The sequence below is a fragment of the Pseudomonas sp. DTU12.3 genome (assembly GCF_004124275.1).
Classification (GTDB): domain Bacteria; phylum Pseudomonadota; class Gammaproteobacteria; order Pseudomonadales; family Pseudomonadaceae; genus Aquipseudomonas; species Aquipseudomonas helmanticensis.
This window is the reverse complement of sequence record NZ_CP027218.1, coordinates 946,795-969,885: the sequence shown is the minus strand read 5'-3', so window position 1 is coordinate 969,885 and position 23,091 is coordinate 946,795. Positions and strand designations below refer to the sequence as shown.

Sequence of the window (23,091 nt, the reverse complement as noted above, 5' to 3'; positions counted from 1 at the left end):
AACCAGAAAGGCGCCCGCGTAAAAAACGGTCGCCTTTTTTGCTGACTTCCTTTGCTTTTGATGGAAATTGAGATGACCGACCAGACTACCCGCCTGCCGATCCGCCGCGCCTTGATCAGCGTTTCCGACAAGACCGGGATCCTCGAATTCGCCAAGGAGCTTGAAGCCCTGGGCGTCGAGATCCTCTCCACCGGCGGAACGTTCAAGCTGCTGCGCGACAACGGTGTTGCCGCAGTGGAAGTCGCGGATTACACCGGTTTCGCCGAGATGATGGACGGTCGGGTGAAAACCCTGCACCCGAAAATCCACGGCGGCATCCTCGGTCGTCGCGGTATCGATGACGCGATCATGAACGAGCACGGCATCAAGCCGATCGATCTGGTTGCCGTTAACCTGTACCCGTTCGAAGCCACCATCAACAAGCCAGGCTGCGACCTGCCGACCGCCATCGAAAACATCGACATCGGCGGCCCGACCATGGTCCGTTCGGCAGCGAAAAACCATAAAGACGTGGCCATCGTGGTGAATGCCAGCGATTACGCCAGCGTGCTCGAAGGCCTCAAGGCCGGCGGCCTGACCTACGCGCAACGTTTCGACCTGATGCTCAAGGCCTTCGAACACACAGCTGCCTACGACGGCATGATCGCCAACTACATGGGCACCGTGAATCAGTCCGCTGAAACCCTGAGCACCGAAGGCCGCAGCGAATTCCCGCGCACCTTCAACAGTCAGTTCATCAAGGCGCAGGAAATGCGCTACGGCGAGAACCCGCACCAGAGCGCGGCGTTCTACGTTGAGGCCAAGCCAGCCGAAGTCGGCATCGCCACCGCGACCCAACTGCAAGGCAAAGAGCTGTCGTACAACAACGTGGCCGACACCGACGCCGCGCTGGAGTGCGTGAAGAGCTTCGTCAAACCAGCCTGCGTCATCGTCAAGCACGCCAACCCGTGCGGCGTTGCCGTTAGCCCGGACGCTGAAGGCGGCATTCGTCAGGCCTACGAACTGGCTTACGCCACCGACACCGAGTCGGCGTTCGGCGGCATCATCGCCTTCAACCGTGAACTGGATGCCGAGACCGCCAAAGCGATCGTCGAGCGTCAGTTCGTCGAAGTGATCATCGCCCCAAGCGTCAGCGAAGAAGCTCGCGCGATTGTTGCGGCGAAAGCCAACGTGCGCCTGCTGGCCTGCGGCGAGTGGTCGGCTGACCGCGCTGCTGCCTGGGACTACAAGCGCGTCAACGGTGGCCTGCTGGTACAGAGCCGTGATATCGGCATGATCAGCGCCGATGACCTGAAAGTCGTGACCAAGCGCGCCCCGACCGAACAGGAAATCCACGACCTGATCTTCGCCTGGAAAGTCGCCAAGTACGTTAAGTCCAACGCTATCGTCTACGCCAAGAACCGTCAGACCATCGGTGTCGGCGCTGGCCAGATGAGCCGCGTAAACTCGGCGCGTATCGCCGCGATCAAGGCTGAGCATGCCGGCCTGCAAGTTGCCGGTTCGGTGATGGCATCGGACGCGTTCTTCCCGTTCCGCGACGGCCTGGACAATGCGGCCAAGGTCGGTATCACTGCGGTGATCCAGCCGGGCGGCTCGATGCGTGATGCTGAAGTGATTGCTGCAGCCGATGAGGCTGGTATTGCGATGGTGTTCACCGGCATGCGCCACTTCCGTCACTGATTTTTCGCCCCCTCTGTGTAGGAGCTGCCGCAGGCTGCGATCTTTTGATCTTGCTCTTGAAGGTCAACATCAAAAGATCGCAGCCTTCGGCAGCTCCTACAGGGTTTGAACACAGCGGTTTGGTAGCGCCCCACAGAATTTGAGGTTTTTTGAAATGAATGTTTTGATCATTGGCAGCGGTGGCCGTGAACACGCCCTGGCCTGGAAAGTGGCTCAGGATCCACGTGTGCAAAAGGTTTTTGTCGCGCCGGGCAACGCCGGTACGGCAATTGAAGCCAAGTGCGAAAACGTCGCTATCGACGTGCTGGCCCTTGAGCAACTGGCCGACTTCGCCGAGAAAAACGTTTTCCTGACCATTGTCGGCCCGGAAGTGCCTTTGGTGGCTGGCGTCGTTGACCTGTTCCGCTCGCGTGGCCTGGACTGCTTTGGTCCGACCGCCGGCGCTGCACAGCTGGAAGGCTCGAAAGCCTTCACCAAGGACTTCCTCGCTCGCCACAAGATCCCGACTGCCGACTACCAGAACTTCACCGAGATCGAGCCGGCCCTGGCTTATCTGCGTGAAAAAGGCGCCCCGATCGTGATCAAGGCCGACGGCCTGGCCGCCGGTAAAGGCGTGATCGTCGCCATGACCCTGGCTGAAGCCGAAGACGCCGTACGCGACATGCTCGCCGGCAATGCTTTCGGTGACGCCGGTTCGCGCGTGGTGATCGAAGAGTTCCTCGACGGCGAAGAAGCGTCGTTCATCGTCATGGTCGACGGCAAGAACGTGCTGCCGATGGCCACCAGCCAGGACCACAAACGTGTTGGCGACGGCGACAGCGGCCCGAACACTGGCGGCATGGGTGCCTACTCCCCTGCCCCGGTGGTCACCGCCGACGTGCACAAGCGCGTGATGGATCTGGTGATCTGGCCGACCGTGCGCGGCATGGCCGAAGAAGGCAACGTCTACACCGGTTTCCTCTATGCCGGTCTGATGATCGACAAGGCTGGCAATCCAAAGGTTATCGAATTCAACTGCCGCTTCGGCGATCCGGAAACCCAACCGGTGATGCTGCGTCTGCAATCGAGCCTCGTGCTGCTGGTTGAAGCGGCGCTGGCGCAAGCGCTGGACAAGGTCGAAGCACAGTGGGATCCACGCCCGAGCGTCGGTATCGTGCTGGCCGCTGGCGGCTACCCCGGCGACTACGCCAAGGGCGCAGCGATCAACGGTCTGGATGCTGCGGCGAAACTGGAAGGCAAAGTCTTCCACGCCGGCACTGCACTGAAAGACGGCAACGTCGTTACCGCCGGCGGTCGCGTACTGTGCGCCACCGCAATGGGTGCTTCGGTGGGTGAAGCCCAGCAGCAAGCGTACAAGCTGGCAGCGGCCATCGACTGGGAAGGCTGCTTCTTCCGCAAGGACATTGGCTACCGTGCCATTGCCCGTGAACGTGGCGAAAACCAGGAATAAGCGGTCCTTCAAGTCCGGCGAGGTGAGCCATTCCTCGCCGGGCTGTTCCGCCGCCGCGCATCGTTATATTCTGGCACCAATCTACGAAGGGATTTCGCCGTGCGCTGGCTCAGGATTGCCATAAGCTTCACCGTCACGTTGCTGACCTTGCTCTGCATGCTCCCGGCCCAGGCCGCGCAAGGCAGTGGCTGGTCGGTATTGCTTGACGATCAGGGCAATCTGCAACTGAGCGATATCCGCTCCGCTCGCTACACCAATCAATTCAGCCCCATCGACCTTGACCGCCTCACCGCGTCCGAGCCCGAAGGAGCCTTGTGGCTGCGCTTTCGACTGGCGCCGGGCAAGCACGAACAAGTGCTGCGCATCTTCGCTCCCGACCTGTCACACCTCAATCTCTACGTGCTGGACGGCGACAAGCTGCTCGAGCAACGCAACACCGGTACTGACCAGCCGCAGGCTGAGCGGCCCCTGCCGAGCAGCGACTTCATGTTGCCGCTGCCGCAGAGCGACAAACCCCTCGATGTCTATCTACGGATGGTGTCCGACCATCAGTTGCGTCCGCACATCACCCTGCAATCGGCAGTTATGAGCGCGGCCAATCAAAACCAGACACTGATCTTCGGCCTGCTCTTCGGCTGTCTCGGCATGCTGCTGTTGCACAACCTTGTGCGCTACGCCTATTCCCGGTCGCGCAGCAGCTTGTGGCTGGCGGTATGCGAAGGGCTGCTGGGCTTGAGCCTGTTGCTGCTGCTCAACCTCGCCGGCCCATGGTTGCCGAACTGGCATGCGATCCAGACCCCCGGCGCCTATCTGGCGCTGCTGCTGACCGCGCCGGCCGGGCTGATGTTTGCCTTGCGCTTCTTCGCGCCGCTCGGCCCGCACCCGCTGAACAAACTGCTGCTGGGCGATATCCTGTTCATCGTCACTTGCAGTCTGTTGCTGCTGTTCGTCAACACGCTGCCGCTGAACATCATCACCTATGCATTGGTGGCGCTGGCCGGGTTGAGCATGCTGCTGGTGAGTTTCTATCACTGGCAGAAGGGTTACCGCCCGGCACGGCTGTTCGTTGCAGCGATGGTGGTGTTCAACATTGGCACGCTGATCATTTTGCCGGCGCTGCTCGGGCTGACACTGGTTGCACCGCAAGGCCTGATCATGACCCTGATGGTGTTCATCTGCATCAGTGGTCTGCTGATGAGCATTGCCTTGGGCGAGCGCCAGCGCAGTATCACCGAGAGCCGTTTCAGCATCAGCCGCGACCTCGCCGCGAGCAATGCCGAGATCAACGCCAAAGCCGAATTCCTCGCCAAGATCAGCCACGAAATCCGCACACCGATGAACGGCGTGCTGGGCATGACCGAACTGCTGCTGGGCACGCCGCTGTCGGTCAAGCAACGCGACTATGTGCAAACCATCTACAGTGCCGGCAACGAACTGCTGACACTGATCAACGAGATCCTCGACATCTCCAAGCTCGAATCCGGGCAAATCGAACTGGATGACGTGCAGTTCGACCTCAACGCCTTGATCGACGATTGCCTGAGCATCTACCGGGCCAAGGCCGAACAACAGAACGTCGAACTGATCAGCTTCATCCAGCCGCAAGTGCCACGGGTGATCAGCGGTGATCCGACGCGCCTGCGCCAGACACTGCTGAGCCTGTTGGAAAATGCCCTGAAGAAGACCGAAGAAGGCGAAGTGCTGATTGTGGTCGCCCTCGACGAACGCAGCAGCAAACCGCGCCTGCGCATCGCCGTGCAGGACAGCGGCGCACCGATGGAGCAGGAAGAACGCGATGCGCTGATGCACGCCGAACTGCACAGCAAGCACTTCCTCTCGGCCAACCGTCTGGGCGGTAACCTCGGCCTGGTGATCGCCCGCCAACTGATCCGTTTGATGCAGGGCGAATTCGGCATCAAGAGTGGTGCCAGTCAGGGCAGTACCTTGTGGCTGACGCTGCCGCTGGATCCGGATCGCCTCGAGCATCCGACGTCCGATCTCGACAGTCCGCTGCAAGGTGCACGCGTACTGGTGGTCGATGACAACGATACCTGCCGCAAGGTCCTGGTCCAGCAATGCAGTGCCTGGGGCTTGAACGTCAGCGCCGTGCCATCCGGCAAGGAAGCGCTGGCACTGCTGCGCACCAAGGCACACCTGCGCGATTACTTCGATGTGGTGCTGCTCGATCAGAACATGCCCGGCATGACCGGCATGCAACTCGCCGCCAAGATCAAGGAAGATCCGAGCCTGAACCACGACATCCTGCTGATCATGCTCACCGGCATCAGCAATGCGCCGAGCAAGATCATCGCGCGCAACTCGGGGATCAAGCGCATCCTCGCCAAACCGGTGGCCGGCTATACACTCAAGACCACGCTGGCGGATGAACTGAACCAGCGCAACAAGGGCCAGGTGGTGTTCCAGCCGCAAGTGGTCACGCCCGCCACGGCGGCCAAGGTACCGAGCGACTTCCGCATTCTCGTCGCCGAGGACAACACGATTTCGACCAAAGTGATTCGCGGCATGCTCGGCAAGCTCAACCTGCAACCCGACACCGCCAGCAACGGCGAAGAAGCGCTCCAAGCAATGAAAGCCCAGCGTTACGACCTGGTGTTGATGGACTGCGAAATGCCGATTCTCGATGGTTTCTCGGCGACGCAGCAATTGCGCGCGTGGGAAGTCAGCAATCAGCGCATCCGCACACCGATCGTAGCGTTGACCGCGCACATCCTCGCCGAGCACAAAGAGCGCGCACGCCAGGCCGGCATGGACGGGCACATGGCGAAACCGGTGGAGCTGTCGCAACTGCGCGAGCTGATCGAACACTGGGTGGCCCAGCGCGATCAGCAGAACCGAAGTACTGCGCAAACATCCTGATCAGCCTGCGCGTGCCAACAGCTTTTCATCCACCTGACCGTCAGTAACCATTTCGATCAAGTCCATGTATGGCAGCACGTGCCCCGCGAGAATTTCGCGGATCGGATCGAAGAGTGGCGGAGCAAGATCCAGTTGCAGGAAGTATTGCTCTACCAACCCTGAAACATTGGCAGCAGTAAAAATCTGAGAGTACGGATTGATTGCGCCGGCTACCGAAGACTTCAATGTCATGTATGTCGCGTTAATCCGGGGGCCAGGTTGCGCGACGATGAGCAAGAAACGAAATCGGCCGAAGCCTGGTTCGTCCGCCGGGTCCTGTTCGATCGACTGCTGAACCCGCTCGTGCAGAGACTCGATGAGCGGGTCTGCAGCCGACCGCCCGACAATGTCTTTCAGGACTGGCACCAACGTGCCCTTGTCGGCACTTTCGAGACCACCCTCCATATAGTCCACCAGCCTCGTCATGGCTGTGTCACTGGATTTGCGTGGCGGAGTGAGCTCGAACGATTTCCAGCTTTTCTCCAGCCAGTTGTCCTTCAAAACCTGCTGCCAGGTCGCGTACCAGTTATTCTGCTCACTGTCTAGCGGGAACATTTTGGTGGCAACCAGTTGGGCAAACAGGAGGGAATGTTGTACATCCTGTTTTTCCTGCTCGGTCATTCTTGACGACAGCAGAACCAATGCGCCGGCATTTCGATAAATTGCATACTTTTCCTGCATTGGACAACTCCTCGAATTGAGCACGCGGCGACTGAAAACAGCCACCACATGCTTTGATTAGATCTTAAGAACTTACTGACTTACTTTAACTTCAGAGCCCACCTACTTACATTAGTCACTGCACGATCACCCAACGCACCGGAAATGAGATCGCGCGTCTTGGCGATGAGAAATGGAACCATCGTCATATGAGACTCACCTTTATATAGATCTACCGAACTGCTATCCCAGTTGACGAACAGCACTTTGGTTTGATTAACCCGATTAATAAAGCGTACAGCGCCCATTGTCAGGATGACTTCCTTATCCGGTGTTTCAATGCACGAACCAACCGCGAAACCACCGTTAGCCTTGTTTTTGACATTCTTGTCGAAAACCTGAAGAGGTTTCTCGGAGTTTTGCAGAGACGCCATTGCATCGGTTGCCACTTTCAGCAACAGCGCCGAAGTTGGACCCGGCAGGGCGGCCGCAGCTGCGGCGGAGCCGAGAATGGTCAGGGCAAGCTGGTCCATCGTGAAGCTTTTACCGGATGCTTGGGTAGAGTCGTAATATCCCTTGAGATTGGCCCAACCACAGTCTTGCATGACTGTCAGAAAAGTGTTGTACCACTCCTTGCCCTGGCTTTCCAAAGGATATTCCTTGTTAGCCACCAGGGTCGAAAAAAGATAGGTATTGCGAACGTCTGCCTGATTCTGTTCGGACATGCCCGACACGAAAGCAATAATAGCTTCGCCTACGATCGCAGCCTGATCTGGCTGCTCGACATCAAAAGCTGTTACACCGGAAAAACTGCGCGGGGCCAAAACAACCTGGTCGGCACTTATATTATAATTATTCAAGCGTTCCAGTCGTTCTGCAACACTGAGTACGGTATTAGCCTGCATGATTCAATTCCATTAGTTTGTTTTAATTGAGCTTCTTTCCAAGCCCGCAGTGCAAACTTACGCAGAAAACTTTCACCCAACAAGCTGATGAGTATTACCAATAAACAACAACAGCAACTTACAACTCAAAAGTCAAAACCTCTTAGAACTAGCAGCTGAAAAAACGAACAGTTGAACTATGCCGTACGGCAAGCAATCGAGTCCGACAGACTGCCCGTTGCCTGATAGACTTCGCTCAACTTTCACCGGTACGGACGTCTCCCCATGCTCCACGTGTTATTCAGCGTTTACCTGAAGATGCTGGTGCTCTACAGCCCGTTCTTCGTGTTGTCCTGCTTTATCAGCCTGACCCGTGGCTACTCGCGCAAGGAACAGCGGCGCCTGGCCTGGAAAGTGGCCATCGCCACACTGGTCTCCAGCGTTCTGCTGTATCTGTTTGGCCGGGTGATTTTCGACGTGTTCGGGATTACCGCAGACGCATTCCGCATCGGTGCCGGCAGCGTGCTGTTCATCTCGGCTCTGGGCATGGCCCAAGGCAAGCCTGTGGTGCAAAGTGACAACGTGCAGCAGGATGTGACAATCGTGCCGCTGACCATCCCCTTGACCGTTGGCCCGGGGACTATCGGTGCACTGCTGGTAATGGGTATCAGCCAACCGCATTGGGATGACAAACTGACCGCGATCATGAGTATCGCCCTGGCCAGTTTCACCGTTGGGGTGGTGCTGTACTTGTCCAATCACATCGAACGGATTCTCGGCGACCAGGGCTTGCAGATCGTCAGTCGGTTGATGGGATTGTTTGTCTGCGCCTTGGCGGCGCAGATCATCTTTACCGGGGTGAAGGGCTACCTGGTTTCCTGAAAACGACAAAGGGCTGCGGATGATCTGATCCGCAGCCCTTACAACTAATCCCGCCGACGCTGAACCACCGCGTTACGCATTGATGGCCCCAGAGAACAGCTCACCGAGTTCACTCGGCGTTTCCTCCTGCAAGACTGTCATCAACTGATCCAGGTAGATCGTCAGCGCGAGCTCTCCGGCCAAGGGGATACTGAATGCCACCTTCTTTCGAGACTCTGCGCCGATAGCCCCGACATTGCGCAAGACGATACTGCGCCCTGTGTCTGAGTCCGTCAGCAGCAAGTGCCCATCCTGCTGCGTGACCAGCCAATGCTCCATCGGCTCCAACTTGAACGACAGATAGCTTTCTAACGCGTCCGGAAAATCGAAATCGACAATCAGGCAATCAAGTCGTGCCCAGGTCCTCTGGTCGATAAAAAAGTCGGCTCCATCCGCCGCATATCTCAGGATCAACGTATCAACGCCGTCCGGAATCGGCGCAATCCGACCCAATGACTGACCGCTTTCGATGACCAGCGTATTGGCTATCCGGCTGACTGTTTGCGCAGTCATCCATACGTCACTGAGCCTTCCATCTTCGCTACGGTTGCTGAACAGCTGCCGGCTCTGCGAGTCATGCAACACCAGGGTTTGACCGTTGGCGACGCCCACGTAGCCAGGCAAGTCTTGACCTGGCGCCGTTGCACTGAGCAAGCGACCGGCGTCGACGTCATACCAACTGCAAAGATCATCGACCCTGCCTGCCGTCAGATACGGAGCACAATGCTGACCCGACAGCAGCTTCTCCAGTTTCCGCTCCCGCGCCTGTAGCGAATCCACGCCGTCAAAGAACTCGTTTTCCACACCGACAATACGCGCAGGCTCGCCTTCGAACAGGTCGAACAATACGTGGTCATGTGCCCTGGCGCGCAGGCCGGATGCATGGGGCACCGCCCAGACAAACGTGCGCTGTGGCAGCACTCTCTGCATTGGCGGGATCAAGTCGGCCCGTAACAGACGGGTTCCCGCACCAAATGCCGCGGACAAACTTTCGGGGGGCATGAACGCTTGTCGGTAGATCCGCCCAGTCGTCCAATCGATCATTAGCACGGCTTTCTTGTCCACGGTCTGCCTCAGCAACCCAAAGCTTTTCCCCGCTGTGTCGGCGATAAGAAGTTGCTGATCCAGACACACGACATAGAGCGGCGAATGATTCGAAGCAGCGCTTATGACGCCGACCTCCACCGCCCCGGCGGACCACATTGCGGCAGTATCAAGGACCGAATCCCACCAGCGAAAATTGCTGCCTGAGCGCCGCTGGAGAGCGAACAGCCAATCATTACTCAAACCTGCCAAATGTGGATCACCCGCTGCATTCAGTCGAAACACCATGCCGTTTTCAGTGAACGCAATGTGTTGCCGGCCCCGACGATGGATTTGCTGCACGTCGAGCGGCAAGATGCATTGGGCAAAAATTACGGGTGACTGATCTTGCGCACCGATGCGCTGCCGATAAAGGAGGCCCTGGCGCAGATGATGGAAGAGAACCGTATCGTGCTCTGACTGCTGCGGATCAAGGAGAACCCAATCGAAGGATTCGGCTTCGTTGTCCGCCCCTTCAAGCATTGGTCCAAAGACCCTTCCGTCGTCGCAACGCACCCAGACCCTGCTGAACGCTTTTAAGCTCAAGTTCATGTAATCAACGGTAATGAACCTGGACCAACCGGCATTCACGACACTTTCGTCATCACCGCCCGATTCGGCTGGAATCAACTGGTACCACGAGAGTAAATCGTCAGGGGTGATGGACCCACTTCGAATGTCACGACCTTCCTGATAGCTGAGATGGCCGGACACAGAAGTGATCGAGAGTTCATCTTCTTCGATCAGGTAAGTCATTTTCACAAACCGGTCTTCGTCGAGTTCGATGCGCCGAACCACTTGCAACAAACCGCCTGGCATCTCCTGAATCGCGGTAATCCAGGCTTTCAATTCCGTACGCACCAGCTGGAAAACACGCCTGATGTTTCCGGTGACTACATCAACGCGCCAGATCAATGCATCAGCGGGGCAGTAGTAGTAAATGTTCTGGCCAATCCTGGGGCCCATGCAAATATCCGCGGCATATTTCGGGTCCAGCCCGCGAACCAACAGGAAAGAATCTTCACCTCGGTCATACCAGGCGCTGGTGCGCACGCCGGTCAGGGCATCCGGGTAATTGCGAATGACCGTGGGGCCATCCGCCAGATGGCTGGAACGTGCAAGTTCGCGCACCCGCTGGCGTGTCATCGGGCCGTCTTCATCCGGGCCGGCCTCCAGCTCAGTGAGCAACAGGGTTCCAGTTGCCCAGTCCACCTGGTACGAATGTCCGTCGAGTTGCACAAACACAACGCTGTTGTCTGGCACCTGCACATTTATCGTGCCCAGTTGCAGGACGTCGCCCTCGATTTTCACGCCACTTTTATTTAACCAGGCTGCGCGTAATGACCAGGTCATCGCTTCACCAGTCGAGACTCGCAAACGCACAGACTTGACGCCCTCGGTCAAGGTGACCGAACAGTGCCCGCCCAATGCATCGATGTCGTAAGAAAGGTAACCGTGCACTTCTCCCGGCAAGGTGGGTACATGCAGAAAACGGTGTTGCGTGCCCAGTACTACGCTGACCGTAGTTGCCACGTAGTTCGGCACCATTTTTTCAATGATGTATTCGGTGGGCACTTTGTAAAAGGAGAACCAGAATTGCCGCTTGCCGTAACGGTCATGCTCAAGAGCCAGTGCCGTCTCCAGATCCTCGCGCAGGGTTGTCGAGAAAGGCAACCCGCCAAACTCATAGGCCAGGAAGCAATCCGGCAGGCTCGGCAACACAACACTTTCAACGTTTATGCTGTCACTGATGGCAAACTTTTCCGGCAGATCAAGCGCTTCTCGAATGCTGAATGCATGCTCGCGATCCGGGTCGATTTTGGGTGGATGCAAATTGGTGTAGTTGTCTGCCGCGAATATTTTCTGGCTGCCAAAGGTAATCGTTCCATTGCGCAGATTCAGTTGTGAATAAACGGCGTGAGGGTTGGCAAAAAGGGTATCACCCCTTACCGAGTAGCCCTCGGTACGATAGGCCTCGTTGACCCGATTCAAATACCTGCCGATCTGCTTCCCACGCTCTGTTCTGGCACTGAAACCTTCGACCAATGCACCGATACCGATAGCCAGTCCGCCCAGAATGACGCTGGCCCCGCCAAGAAACGCAGCCGCCGTGGCCGCTCCGGCAACACCTGCGCCAAACGCTGCGGCGCCCAGCGCCAGACCGGCGGTATCGAAAGCCAGTTGGGTGGCGAACACCGCGCGCTGGATATCATTCTCAGCGTTGATCAACAGATAGATGTCGAAACCGATACTCGCCAGTTGCAGTGCATTCCCCACACCTTCGTTCAATACGTTGCCCAGCGCATTGCCCACAATGGCAGAGGTGGTATTGGCCACACGCACACTGTCGGTGAATGCATGACGAACCAGTCCCAGCAATTGCACCGCATCCGCCACGAGTCCGTGAGCGAGTTGCGCGTAGGAGAGATAACCATGAATGCGCACCGCAGACGTCAACGCCGTCGAACCCTCGGCGCTTTCCGCCTCTTTGAGCCCTAGCAACAACGCCTGAATGGCAAAACCGGCATTGAGTGTGTGCACCGCACCAACACCGGTCGGATCGACCACGGATGAACCCGCACCTCTACCGGACAACTCTTCAAAGGAATCGCTCAGATAGGATTTGATCCCGGACAAGCGCTTGTCATCGGTCAACACCGTGCGCGTCTGCTGCGGGTCTCTCGCGTTGACCAGGGTGATTTCACTGCGCCCTTGCGCGGCGGGTTTCAGAGATTCGAACACCGGAACGAAGTCACGGCTCAGTTGATGTTTCTCATGCAACTGATCGGTGGCACCTTTGATGATCTGTGTCCACTTGCCGGCGTCCGCAATGGCGAACGCCTGACCAAGACGCGCGTTCTCCGACAGCGATCGCAGTCGCAACTGCGCATGATGGTGCCAGGGCTCGACAGGTGTCCCGCCAGCAATGGGCTCGTTGCCCAGCAGGTTTCCAACACTGACTTTAGATGGCAAAGCCGTGTCGGCAATGTTCACGCCGTTGAGATCTACCACATCGAAAGTGGCACCGGAGCCCTCTGCGACGCCATAGAGTCTGGATACCACCTCATCCTGCAGAAAGCCCCGGATAGCCTTGTGCAATTCATCTATTCGACTGAACGCATACAGGCCGAAGTTGGGATCGTAGAACCGATAAGATGTTTCATCGGCCCCCGCGACTTTGCTCACCAGCATCGAATGATTTTCGGTATTGAGCAGCAAGCTGCCGCCGCTGGTTTTTGCATCCAGCGCCTGTATCACTGCGTCCAGATTCGCCGCCGGCCTTTTCTCGCCGAACTGCGCCATCGGGATGCCACGCAACTCATCCAGCACATGCAGCAGCGCATGGGTTTCAGCGGTATCAGGGGCGATGTTGGCAAGCGCCAGTTTACCGATCAGGGCGCGCTCTGCAGCGGTGCCTTTTTCCAATGCCGCTGCCATGGCCAACGCCAACGGATAACAGCGCCGCCCCGGGTCCCCCGCGCCCTGCACCAGTAACCCTTGCGGAAACTGTTTGGCCGAACTGGCCCCCGCCTGGAAAAACAGCTCGCGTACTGCATTGCCTCGCGTGAGAATCGATGCCCGTTGTTCTTTTTTAGCCACGGTTTCGACCTGGCTCACGTGCTCGCGCCATTGCCGAACGCTCATTGGCTTGGCAAATGCCTGCGCCTTGAGAACCCGAGAGTTACTCTCACCCGTGCCGACTCTCGAAGTGCTGAACTCCGTTGGCGCGGTATCAAGTTTGAGCAACGTTTGCTCGATTACGTCATAGCGTGCGAACAGCCCACGATCACGGGTGTTTTCGGCCAGATCAACGGTGGTCTTCCAGGCGTCGGCGAATCCGTTCTGGTCAAGCGTCGCGGCGCCGAACAGACCACCGAACATCACGCGGTGCAGCGGGCTCAACTGATCCAGGGGTAATTTACCCGCCGCAATACGCGCTAACGCTTCATTCACATTGCCCAGCGACTCGGCGCCTGTCGATGGCGGCAGTTCGCTCGTCGGTTGGCGCAGAATCTGCTGGCGTGTTTCGAAATCGATAGAGAACGGAGCAGTGAACGCAATATCGCCGGACAATCGGTCATTCATTGCACGCACGAACGGTTCACCCAGGCTGTCCAGCAATTGCTGCAACACCGACGTCAGCAACACTGGCTTGCCTTCGATGACCGGCCAGCCCTGCTTGAAGGTCAGTGTCTGACCTTTGAGCAACTCATCCACATTGCCCAGGTAATGGTTTTTGTAAGCGCCATCGGCAATTCTGGTTTTTTCCAGTTCGAACCATTCGGGTTCGGTCCTGGCGTTGTCCTTCCAGCTATGGTGGGTCTCCTCTTCGGTAGCCAGATTGAAACCGTCACGCAGATCGACTCGGTCACTGATTTGTTGACGAGCAGCGGCAAGCGCTTTTTCCTTGACGTAATCACTCAAACCTTGAGAAACGGCCGTCGGGCCACTCATGGTTATTGCCGATTCAGCGCCAGATTTGATGCCATCGGCATCGTAATCGGCGACGGCCTTTAAAAAGCTGTTTCGAGCAATTAACTCGTCACTCCAGGTTGATAGTGGGCCATACATTTTCTCCATTTCGCCAATGATCAGATCGGAGAATGCGGCGGAATCTGTCAGTGAGATACTCCCCTGAAGAGCCAGCGCCTCCACTCGATCCAGAAACGCGTAGTTACTGCGGGTTTTATCGATCATTCCGACAATTGCTGCGGCCCCCGCATGTCCACTCAACATTGCGTTGGAAAGACCATTGAAAGGGATACTTTTTGAATCAACACTATTTTTATTGCCTACACGCACTCCGTGTTGCGAAACCACTACATCGCTGAACGGTGCAAAAATATCCTTGAGTGTTGGGGCAGTCCTGGAAAACTCTATCAATGCGTTCTTTATTTGATCAGGCACTTTCTGGCGCAAATCCGCATACGGCGCGCTTCGATTCGGAAGTATTTGCGGGTTAGAGTCGAGCAGGATCTGCATGATTCCCATCCGGGTTGGAATGTCAAAACCGGAAAGATCCATGCCAGCGATATTTTTATGTAACGACGGCAACAAATCCGCATCCAGATAAGTACCGCTTTCAAAATGCACCACCTGCATTCGGGTGATATCCGACGCCGCCGCCAGATTGCCGCGACAAGACAGTTCTCGTTCGTAAATTTCGAACAATGGTTGATTGGACAATTCGCTACGGATATCCCGAAGTGCAATGCCATTCGCTGCAACAGTTTCAAGCGACTGTAGATTGCGCGCCTTCAGCGTATTGAGCCTGGCCTCATCCTGTCCATACGCACTGACCAACAGATTGATTCTCGCCTGGTCGGCACTGACACCTGTAGCGGCGGCCTTCTGGACATATTCGAACATCTGCTGACGAAGAGCGCGGGCGCGCTCAACGTATAGCTTGCCAAGCCTCGCGGACTTCAGCGATGCGTCCTGAGAGGCGAGCATCGCCCCCTGAGCCTTGGCCGATTCAACAATTATCCTGTTGGTTTCGTGCGCGAGCAGCCCATCACTGTCGTACCAGAGATTCAGGCGGTATCCATCCGCATCGGTCATCTGTTTCCAGACATTGATGTAATCCCCCTGAATAGCTCCGATGCCTCCGCCTACCCAGACAAAGTGTAACTTTCGCGCAACCGGTTTGCCTGAATACAGAAGGTGCACGGTAGTGGCTAACCGGGCGTGGTAATCCGTAAGGTTTCCACAGAGCTTTTTGAGATGAGCATCGGAAATATCAGAAAGATTCGACTCGACGAATTCCTTGAGCAATCTGATTGCTGTCAGTTGTTCTGACCAATCCGCGGCCGCAACCGCGCCATTGTAATAACGCAGCAGCTGTTCTCTCGCCAAGTCATCGCGCAGATTCCCCGCAATGGACTCCAGATCAGCCTGTTTAAAAGCGGCTGAAAACTCACTGCCAGGTAACAACCCATAATCCTTGCTATTCAACTGAGTATCCTTTTCTCACGCGAACATATATCGAGACGGTCTTTATCATCACGACATCCAGAAACAATTACATATCTAAAAAATCTTAATTAATCGCGCTACTTTCAAGCGCCATTCAATTGCAACAGTTTAAAAACGAACAGAAACCATCAGCAAACTTTCACTTGCGCCTCAGGCTGTAACTACAGGCAATAACTGCTCGAGCGTCGCCCCGGCTTGGGCATTTGGAACACCCCGCAACCACTGCACCAGTCTGAAAACCGGATAGGAATTTTGCCCTTCGAACCCAAGGAAGACGTTGCCACGCAACGCTGGATCGACCGAACACACATCGCGCAGGATGAGGCTGTGCTGGCGATCCGGATCAACGATGAGCAAATGCTCGCCGACCTCCGACAGTTGCAGTTTCCCCGGCGCATCCACGGCCCAGATCAACTTGCCGGGAATCGCCGGACTTTCGCCGGGGCCTGGCCGACAATCGACAATTACAGAGTCCAGTCGCAACCAGCTGGCTTTTGACAGGTGATAGCTCACACCGCCCTGTCCCATGCGCAAAACCAGACGCCTTACGTCATCGGCGATCAGCGGCAGCAGGTCGGTGACCTTGTTCTGCCCCTCAACCACGAGCACTTCGGCGTTGCGCTGCACATAGTCAAAAGGACCGATGCTGTCGCGACCGGGATAAACAAAAACGCGATGAGCCCGGGGTTCATGCAACAGCACGTTGCCACGGCAGGTGCCGAGCAATTCGCAGTCGCCGGGCAGGTCATGACTGGCCACTTGAATCATCCGTGCGTTGGCCACGTCATACCATTGCAGAACATCCGACCCTGATTCCACAGCGATGAACTCACCATGCTCGGCGGTTTCCAGCAACGCTTGCAGCGACTCGAGCAAATGCTCCGCGTGTGCCCTTGCCCAGCGCTGGTCGACGCCAATGACCCGCTCCGTCTCCTGATAGCGCAATTGGAGTGACACACCTTCCACCGACATGCCGCGCAAGCCGGAGCCTTCATTGGTCACTCCACTGAACCGCCATTCGTCCCACTCGGCCTGCGGTGCCGGCAACCAGTCGCCCGCCAATAATTGTTGACCGTTGCCAAATGCTTGCTCGAGTTGTCGGCTATCGAAGAACGTTTGGTTCCAGATTTCACCGCTGGTAACGTCCAGCAGCCACGCTGCCTTGTTGTCCGGCGTAACGCCGAGCAAACGCACTTCTTTGTCGTGGCCCAGATCGCACAGCAACAAGCGATTGTCCAGGTACCAGGCGCACAGGTTGCGCTCACCGCTTGTGTTGCGCACGCCGAGAATGGCGAAGCTGTTGACCGGATACTTCTGCGCCAGCTCCTCCAGCGCCGACCACCACTGTGTCCGTCCTTTGAGCCAGCCCTCACTCAGCCCACCCAGCTGCACTTCACCTTCTGCGGTCAGATTGAAGAACAGCCCTTCGTCGGTCAGCGCCAGATAGCCGCCCTCGACTGCCACTACGTCTTTGAGTCCGGCCGGCTCTACCCACTGATGACTCCACTGCGACGGCCAGCGCTGATCGGCGCCGGACAAGCTTCGCTGTACCCGGCAAAGCTTCTGCGCCGACCTGTCGTAAATGAAATACAGGTTCTGTTGATCATTTGCCGGTAACAACAGCAGATCGGCAAATTTGCTGATCGAGTCTTTCCAGCCACGAACGTACCCGGCCGCAATAAACGGATGAATGCACAGGCGATCACGGCTGCGGATCCAGACCAGATCGCGTTTGTCCGGGTCGAACGCCCAACAGACTGAAACGTAAGTAGCCGGTTGCCAGTCAAGCGTGGCGACCCCATCGCGCTCGGGCACCGTCGACAACGACACATAGTTGCCGAGCACCTGCGACCAGTCCTTTAGCGCCTGCTGGGCGAAGACCCTTTTACCCAAATCGCGGTCCATGTCACGGGTGACCGAAGTGAGCTGCAGTTGACCGTCGTGCAACAGGTAGTTGAATTGCGTGGTGCTCTGATCAGGGCCCGTCCACTGTTGCTCGATATGAATCACACCTTGGTCGTCGACGTCGATTTTGCGGATGCTGCACTGCCCGTGCATCACCAGCATTCGATAACAGAATTGCAGCAGGCCGCTGACGGCATCGACCTGCCAGATCACATAGTTCTGAGGTTCGTAAAAGAACGCCGAACCGTCGACAACAGCTGCCAGTAATGCTTCATCGGCCTGCAACACTTGCTCATTGCGGATATACAAAAACCGCTCCCCGGCCGCGTCGTACCAGGCGGTGGTGTGACGCGGCTGGTGTGCAGACTCGAACGGGATCAGGTAGTTGTGCAGCGGTGTGTAAGGCAGGACCAGCCGGTGTTCGCGTACCAGTGACTGATAGTGCTTGAGCAAGCTCTGTTCATCCTCACCGGCTGGTGCGGTCTGTTCGAGAATCAGCAACTGGCCACGAGCGCGATCGACCTTGAACAACTGCCGGTCGGCCAGGCGGATCAGCACTTCATGCCGACCCTTGCCGGACAACGTTACCTTGACGCCGCCGATAATAATTTCCCTGCCGGCCAATACCTGGACATCACGCTCGGTGGCCCAGGTCGCCACCAGCTTCCAGCTACACAACTGCTGGCTAGGCGACTCGAGCTCAACATTGATTCCGCGATTGAGGATCAGTGAGCAGGATGCCCCCCCTCCTTTAATCCGGTAAGACAGGAACGCATGCCAGTCCGCAGGCGCCAACGGCACTGCCAGTGCACGCTCGTTTGCGTCCAGAAGAATCTCGATCACAGTTGTCCGATACGCCGGCGTCAGGCGATTAACGATGTAGTGAGTGGGAAAGGAGTAGAAAGAAAACAGAAACTGCCACTGCCCCTCCCGATCCTTTTTTTCCAGACGCCGCGCTGTGTCGAAACCAGTGTCGTGGCGCATGGTAGAGAAAGGCAACGCCTTGTATAGATAGCCGTAACACGTTTGCGGTGTGCATGGCAGCACCACGAGTTGCCCCACAGGTAGCGCCAGCTTGATGGTGCGAGGTAATCCCAGTTCGCGTTGCAGATTGAGCGCTTTCTGGTAGTCCGGATCAAAATCCGGCACCCCGAAATGATCACGCAGCCGATACAGCTTCGGGCTGTCCAGCGTCAGGGTTGCGCGGTTGAAATCCAGGGTTTGCACGATCAGCGCAGGATTTGCAGTCCAGCCACCCAGAGCATCATCGTAGCGATAACCCACACCCCGATAAGCACTCTCCAGATTGTCGAAAAACAGTCCCACCGCCTGAGCCTGTTGCGCGATGCTGGCGAAACCCTGCGCCAGTGCAGCGACACCGACAGCCAGGCCGCCGAGAATCACACCGGCGCCGCCGAGCACTGCAGCTGCAGTCGCGGCGCCCGCAGCCGCCGCACCGATGCCACCGGCAGTCAATGCCAGACTGGTGTAGTCAAAGGCCAGTTGCGTGCCGTACTGCGCCCGCTCGATTTCGTTGTCCGCCATCGTCAATTGATAAATGTCGAAACCGACATTCGCCAGCCCGAGGATCACTCCCACACCTTCGTTGAGAACATGTCCCAGCGCCTCGCCAACCACCGGCGCACAAGTGCGGGCGATAACCTTCTCTTCATTCAGCGCTGTTTTCATCAGGCTGATCAGGCCGGCAACGTCCATGATATTGCCGTGCGCCAGCTGTGCGTAATTGACGTAGGCATGCAGTCGCACGGCGGTGGTCAATGTGCGGTCGTCACCTTCCCGCCCGCGCAAGGCATTCATCAATGCCTGAATCGTGAACCCGGTATTGAGGGTGTGAACGGCGTCAGCTTCAACCAATCCCGGCGCGGGCTTGGTGCCAAGGGTCGAAAACAGCTCTGACAGATAGTTCTTGATTCTCAACAGACGATGATCCGTGCTGGTCACCTCGACTGCATGCTCTGTTTGCAAAGGATCGATCAGCCAGATCCGGTTCTTCCCGTCGGGGGTTATCGTGAGGGTTTCGAACAACGGCACCAGCGGCGTCACCGAGGTGTGCAACGCCTGCAACGCATCAGTCGCGTGGGCGATCTGCTGCCCCCACCAGTGGCTGTCGAGGTCGCGCAGACTGCGTCCCAGATGTGGATTGCTGACCAGCGATTGACCGCGCGCACTGTTCAGGCGCTGGCGTATCGGGCGTCCCGCATACTCCGGCAGTACATTGTCGGACTCCAGCAACTGCCTGACACGAAACCCGTCGGACAGCTCCTGGGCCGATATCTTCTGCCCTTGCAGCTCAATCAGATCAAACGTCGGGCGCGCTTCATCACCATAGGCCACATAATATTTCGCCAGGCCCTGCGTCTGGAAAAAGTCGATCAACGCCTGCTGGAACAGGGCTGGGTGATTGAACTCGAACACACCGAAATTGGGATCGTAGAAATGATAGGTGGCCTGATCGCCGTCGAAGGTTTTCGCCACCAGCATGGCGTGGTTGTCGGAGTTGAGCATCAGCGTCCGAGTGCTCTCGTACGCTTCAAGTGTGGCGCCAAGCTGCTGTAGATCAACGCGCCCCAAGGGGCTGCCAACTTCGTGCAACGGCACGCCGCGCAACTCCTCAAGCGCTCGCAGAAACATCGCTGAATCATTTTGTTGCGGCTCGGCGGTCGCCAGGAAGAAGCGCTCGCGCAATCTTCGCGACGCCTCTACGCCCTGCTCCAGGGCCGCACTCATGATCAGTGCCAGCGGATAACAGCGAGCACCGGGATCGCCCGGCCCAGCAAGCAACAGATCCTGAGGCACAAGCTTGACTTCACTGGCCTCGATCTGACCCAGCACCTGACCGAGCTGCAGGATCACCTGATCACGATGCTCTCGCGTGGCCACCTCTTGAATATGGGCGACATGACGCCCCCATTGAAACAGCGTGTGCGCCTGTGACAGCGCCGCTCGTTTCAACGTCAGCGCGCTGCCCGAGGATACTGGCGGCTGATCGGCATGACTGGCGAGGCCGGCCATGAACGCCGCTGCACGTTGCTGGTAAAGATGGCGCTCAATAGCCGCATAACGCACTGAAGCCCCAACTTCAGCGACATTGTTGGCGAGGTTATCGAGGTCGGCAACGACCGACTTCAAGCTTTGATTATCCAGTGAACGCACACCCAACAGCTGGCCCAGCAGCGCCCGCTGCAAGGCACTGACCTGGAAAAACTCCAGTGTCCCCTCGGCAATGGCGCTCAGTACTTCATCCAGCGCCAGCCCCTGAGTCTGCGCATCGCCGAGCGACGCAGGTGCTCGCAGGTCAGTGGGCTGAGCCTTTATAGCCTCGCGATCATCGAAACCGAGCCCGGGACCTGACGGAAAAACCAGCGGGCCGTTATGGCCTTGCCTCATCGCTGCCACAAATGGCTCTCCGAGCCTGTCCATCATCCGTTGCAGCACATCCACCAACAACACTGGCCGACCCTCGATCACTGGCCAGCCCTCCTCGAACAGTACAGTCTGCTGTGTGAGCAGCGCCGTGATATCGCCGTTGTAACGCGCACTGTATTGCCCTTCTCGCCAGCGCTGCTGCTCGTCGAGCACCCATTGTTCGAAATCGCGGGCATTGTCTTTCCAGGAGTGATCCTGCTCCTCCTCGGTCTTGTCGTTGATCACCCAGAGCGGCTCGATGGACGCCTCCAGAATCAACAGGTCTTCCTTTCGCGGGACGAAGTTGCGCCGCTGGTAATCGGCCATGCCATCGCGCATTGCACGCGGACCGGTCAAATAGATTGTCGATTCGCTTTGCGCACGTATACCGTCACTGTAGTAACCCGCAATCGCCATAACCAAATTGTCGGCCGCCAACTCTTCGCGTATCGACAGCTCGGCGAAAGAACCGTAGGCCTGTTCGACTACCTCACGCGCCAGCACAAGCATGTTGTGTATATCGCTCAGGGCAATGCCGCGTTTCTCTGCCAACAGGGCCGTCTGGTCGATGAGTTCATAATTGAAGTGAAACCGGTCGATCACGCTTTTGAGCATCGGTGCTCCCGCATGAGCCGCCAGGAAGGAGTTATTCAGAGTCTGCTGCACGGCAACGGCGCCCATTTCCTGCGGACGCATGAGCAGTTCGGCCGGTGCCTGAAACACCTCGTTCAGCGCCGGTTTTTTTTTGGCAAATTCCTCAAGTGCGACGCGATGCTCCGCGGGAATTCGCCCCAGATAATCGGTATATCCTTTGCGCAGTGCCTGGCGTCCTGGCATCCAGTGCGGGTTGTGGTCGAGCAGCAGCTGCAGGACGCCTAGACGCGCATTACCTTCGAACAAGCTGATGTCAACGCCTCCGAGGTGTTTGACCAGCGGCGGCAGATTATCGACATCGGCATATCTGCCCTCCTCGTTGTACAAAACCTCGGCACGCACCACATCGGAGGCGGCAGCCAGATTGCCGCGAAGCCCGATCTCGCGATCGTAGATATCCTGCAGTTGCAGCGGCGTGTCGAGGTCCTGCAGATCGCGCAACTGCAGATCGTTTCCCGCCAGATCCAGCAGGCTGCGCCGGTTTTGTTCGATCAGCCCTTCCAGATGCGCGGCATCCTGACCGTAGGCGCGAGCCAACAGGTCGACCCGCGCTTCATCTGCAGACATCCCCTGTTTCCGCGCCGCATTGATGTGCATGAACATCTGCTGCTTCAAAGCGATGGCCCGTTCCTCGTACAGTGTGCCCAGATCGATTTCGGAAATATTTGCGCTACCGCCGTGCTGCATCGCATCAGCCTTGGCAGCCTCGACAATCAGCTTCGTGGTTTGCCAGGCCAGTAGTGCGTCACTGTCATACCAGAGATGGAGACTGTAGCCGTGTCCGCTCAACACCTGTCTCCACAGGTTGAGATAGTCACGCTGGATCTCGCCAAGACCACCACCGAGCCAGACAAAGTGCATATTCTTCGCAACCGCCGTTGCAGCGCTTGTCTCATAGGCAAGGGTGTTTTTCAGGCGGGTCTCGAAGGCCTGAATATTGTCGTAGATGCGCGGCAAAGAGCCCTTCGCGTGTGCTTCGGGCGGTTGTGCAACCTGCCCCTCGATAGATCGACGTACGCGGGGCATTCCGATCAACTGGCCCAGTGACTGCTTGAGCAATGCCAGAGGTTCGAGCAAGCGCGGGGAATCGAGCAAGCCGATACACGCAAAATAATAACGCCACACAGACTGATAAGAGTCACTGTCTTTGTGCGACAGCATTGCCTGCTCCAGATCTGCCTGTTTGAACAAGCTGATAAAGTTGACATAGCCACTAGTATCTTGCGGTCTTTGATCCTGCATGAAAGTTCCTCTTTAACCTTGATCGATTTGATGAGTGCCCGCTGGCACTTGCATATCGGCAAAACTAACGAATGGAGAATAAACACTCAAACTCCAAGACTTTCAATACATGTCAAGACAGGCAACTTTAAAACAACTAATTACATTTGCAAAAGTAACCAGGCATTACCTAAAAACCAGATATAACCCAACACAATCAACCAAGACACAAAACCAACTAATCTGACTCTTTACGTCTATCTATCTGGATACAAGATAAGTCGGACAAAATATAAGTAACAGGAAAGCTCCTAC

Annotated in this window: 8 protein-coding genes; 4 read left to right on the top strand and 4 right to left on the bottom strand. The window is 57.0% G+C overall.

Annotated features, from left to right (window positions below):
- Positions 1-72: 72 nt before the first annotated feature.
- The 3 genes from purH to C2E19_RS04275 all read left to right on the top strand — a co-directional run bounded on the left by purH (position 73) and on the right by C2E19_RS04275 (position 6,007).
- Complete coding sequence (gene purH / locus C2E19_RS04285; protein ID WP_129388509.1) at positions 73-1,680, top strand: bifunctional phosphoribosylaminoimidazolecarboxamide formyltransferase/IMP cyclohydrolase; 1,608 nt, start codon at positions 73-75, stop codon at positions 1,678-1,680.
- 154 nt (positions 1,681-1,834) lie between these two features.
- On the top strand, positions 1,835-3,130 hold the full coding sequence (purD, locus tag C2E19_RS04280; protein WP_129388506.1) for a phosphoribosylamine--glycine ligase: 1,296 nt from the start codon (positions 1,835-1,837) through the stop codon (positions 3,128-3,130).
- 99 nt (positions 3,131-3,229) lie between these two features.
- The gene (locus C2E19_RS04275) at positions 3,230-6,007 is read left to right on the top strand and encodes a hybrid sensor histidine kinase/response regulator (protein ID WP_129388503.1); all 2,778 of its coding nucleotides are present in this window, start codon (positions 3,230-3,232) and stop codon (positions 6,005-6,007) included.
- Here C2E19_RS04275 and C2E19_RS04270 read toward each other — a convergent pair whose 3' ends face one another.
- Both C2E19_RS04270 and C2E19_RS04265 read right to left on the bottom strand, forming a co-directional pair.
- The gene (locus C2E19_RS04270) at positions 6,008-6,727 is read right to left on the bottom strand and encodes a hypothetical protein (RefSeq protein WP_129388501.1); all 720 of its coding nucleotides are present in this window, start codon (positions 6,725-6,727) and stop codon (positions 6,008-6,010) included.
- Between the two features lie 80 nt (positions 6,728-6,807).
- Positions 6,808-7,611 carry a hypothetical protein gene (locus C2E19_RS04265; protein ID WP_129388498.1) on the bottom strand — a complete coding sequence of 268 codons (804 nt, stop codon included), beginning with the start codon at positions 7,609-7,611 and terminating at the stop codon, positions 6,808-6,810.
- A gap of 264 nt (positions 7,612-7,875) precedes the next feature.
- On the opposite strand from C2E19_RS04265, the gene C2E19_RS04260 reads away from it, so the two are divergent.
- Positions 7,876-8,472: a MarC family protein gene (locus tag C2E19_RS04260; protein ID WP_064388829.1), complete on the top strand. Its 597-nt coding sequence runs from the start codon at positions 7,876-7,878 to the stop codon at positions 8,470-8,472.
- 72 nt (positions 8,473-8,544) lie between these two features.
- Here the strand turns inward: C2E19_RS04260 and C2E19_RS04255 are convergent, their stop codons facing one another.
- The gene (locus C2E19_RS04255) at positions 8,545-15,549 is read right to left on the bottom strand and encodes a TcdA/TcdB pore-forming domain-containing protein (protein WP_129388496.1); all 7,005 of its coding nucleotides are present in this window, start codon (positions 15,547-15,549) and stop codon (positions 8,545-8,547) included.
- Between the two features lie 171 nt (positions 15,550-15,720).
- Positions 15,721-22,797 (bottom strand): TcdA/TcdB pore-forming domain-containing protein, encoded by a 7,077-nt coding sequence (locus C2E19_RS04250; RefSeq protein ID WP_129388493.1) that lies wholly within the window; start codon positions 22,795-22,797, stop codon positions 15,721-15,723.
- Positions 22,798-23,091: the final 294 nt, after the last annotated feature.